General features: G+C 45.6%; 3 protein-coding genes. All 3 read left to right on the top strand.

Features of this window, described 5'->3' with window-relative positions; all coding sequences use genetic code 11:
* Positions 1 to 648, top strand: a 648-nt coding sequence (locus VF500_RS01950; RefSeq protein ID WP_330858061.1) for a HAMP domain-containing sensor histidine kinase, incomplete at its 5' end; no start/stop codon positions are given.
* 53 nt (positions 649 to 701) lie between these two features.
* On the top strand, positions 702 to 2,363 hold the full coding sequence (locus tag VF500_RS01945; protein WP_330858060.1) for an FAD-dependent oxidoreductase: 1,662 nt from the start codon (positions 702 to 704) through the stop codon (positions 2,361 to 2,363).
* Between the two features lie 20 nt (positions 2,364 to 2,383).
* A partial coding sequence (locus VF500_RS01940; protein WP_330858059.1) for a UBP-type zinc finger domain-containing protein occupies positions 2,384 to 2,625 on the top strand: 242 nt, incomplete at its 3' end.

Below are 2,625 nucleotides of genomic sequence, written 5' to 3'. Positions count from 1 at the left end.
TTCAGCTTTACTACCGATAACCTGGAGGCCTTAAAAAGCCACATCCCCCCTCACGCCACTTCTATAATCCTGAACTGGCTCAGCGCCAAACTTATGGGCGAAAAAATGATCGAAGATATCCAGGAATCAGCACGCCGCATTGCCGAGTTGGTAAGCTCGGTAAAAACATTTACCCATATGGACCGTGCCCAGGATAAGCAATATGCCGATATCCACATTGGTATCCGCAACACGATTACCATGCTGGGCTACAAGATCAGGAAGGAGAATATCACTGTAATTGAAGAGTTTGATGAAACCCTTCCCGAAGTGAAAGCCCTTATTGGCGAACTTAACCAGGTTTGGACAAATTTGGTTGATAACGCCCTTGATGCCATGGAAATAAATGAGAAAGGCACACTTACTATCCGTACAAAAAAAGATAACGACTTTGTTGAAGTAAGAATTATTGATGACGGGCCCGGCATACCCGAAGATAACATCACTCAGATTTATGACCCATTCTTTACCACTAAAGAGATGGGCAAAGGTACCGGTATGGGGCTTGAAGTGGTGCAGCGTATAGTAAAGCAGCATCGCGGTTCCATAAAAGTAAAATCAAGGCCCGGGCATACCGAGTTCGTAGTTTGCTTCCCGATAAATGGTTAGCAAAAAACTGATTTTACCAAAAATATTAGTTAATTTGCCTGCATATTTACCCTATGAGCCGTCCGATAATATTTTCCATAGATGATGATCCGCAGGTTTTGCGGTCAATAAGCCGCGATTTAAAATCGCAGTATGGCAAAGAATATAAAATACTAAGCACAACATCGGCAAATGAGGCATACGATACCCTTATTGAACTGAAAAACAGTTCGGAAGTAGTTGCTTTGTTTTTGTGCGATCAGCGTATGCCCGAAATGGAGGGCGTTAAGTTTTTGGAGAAGGCGAAAAAAGTATTCCCCGAAGCTAAACGCGTGTTGCTTACAGCCTACTCTGATACCGATGCCGCCATTAAAGCCATTAACGATGTGCAGCTTGATTATTACCTGATGAAGCCCTGGAACCCACCAGAGGAAAAGCTTTACCCGGTAATAAATGATTTGCTTGGCGACTGGCACAGTCACTACATCCCCGAGTTTGTAGGTATGAAGCTGGTAGGTTACCAATTTTCGCCGCAATCGCACGTGATAAAAGATTTTTTAGCAGGTAACCTGATCCCTTACCGCTGGTTTGATATCGAAAAAAATATCGATTCGGCCAGTTTGCTTACCCTCAACAACCGCACAACCGAAGATTTACCAATGGTGATATTTGAGGATGGCAGCTGTTTAACAAAACCAACCATCAGGGATATTGCCGACAAAATGGGCAAAAACCCTACCCAGCTTACCGACGTTTATGACGTGGTGATCATAGGCGCAGGTCCTGCAGGATTAGCGGCGGCTGTGTATGGTTCATCTGAAGGGTTAAAAACTTTACTGATCGAGCGCAAGGCCCCGGGCGGACAAGCCGGTACCAGCTCGCGTATTGAAAATTACCTGGGTTTCCCGGCAGGCTTGAGCGGTGCCGATCTTACACGTCGTGCCATAAGCCAGGCCATGCGTTTGGGTGCCGAGTTCTTATCGCCGCAGTCGGTTAGTGATATCAAACAAAAAGATGGCTACAAAACCATTATTTTGGATGACGGGCCGGAGATCATCAGTCGCACCGTAGTGATTACTACCGGTGTTGATTATCGTAAGCTGGAAGTTAAAGGCGTTGATAATTTTACCGGTGCCGGCATTTACTATGGCGCTGCTACTACCGAAGCTTCGGCATGTACAGGTAAAGAAGTGTTTGTGATTGGCGGGGGCAACTCGGCCGGGCAGGCAGCTATGTACTTATCTAAATTCGCTAAAAACGTACATATCATTATTCGCAGGGATGACCTGACGGCTACCATGTCGGCTTATCTCATCACCCAGATTGCTGATACTCCGAACATACAGGTAATGCCAAATACCGAGGTTATTGAGGCCGAAGGTACCAACTGCCTTGAAAAGCTTACTATCCAAAACTGTAAAACCAAGGAAAGTGAGGTTAAAACGGCCAACGCATTGTACATATTCATTGGCGCAAAACCTTATACTGATTGGATCAAGCTGGACATCATTAAAAACACTAAGGACTTTATTGAAACAGGTCGTGAGCTGCGCAGCTATGAAAATTTCGGCAAAGTATGGAAACTTAAACGTGATCCATTTCTGTTAGAAACCAGCTGTCCCGGCATATTTGCCGCCGGTGATGTACGCGCCGGAGCCATGAACCGCGTTGTATCCGCCGTAGGCGAAGGCTCAATGGCGATAAGTTTTGTACATAAATACCTCGCCGAAGTTTAATTTATCAAACACCTATACCTATGGAAGAAACCTGCGCCCACATCGAAGCTATTGAAAACATAACCGAACCCAAAGATTACGTTTGCGAAGAATGCATAAAAACTCATAGCTCATGGATGCACCTGCGTACATGCCAAACCTGCGGCGTTACGCTTTGCTGTGATAGTTCGCCTAATACACATATGACCAAGCATTTTCATGCCACAGGCCATCCCGTAGTTATCTCTGCCGAACCAGGCGAACGCTGGCTATGGTGCTACGT

The sequence above is a fragment of the Mucilaginibacter sp. genome (assembly GCF_036383575.1).
In the GTDB taxonomy this organism is placed as follows: Bacteria; Bacteroidota; Bacteroidia; order Sphingobacteriales; family Sphingobacteriaceae; genus Mucilaginibacter.
This window is presented reverse-complemented; position numbering and strand designations above follow the sequence as displayed.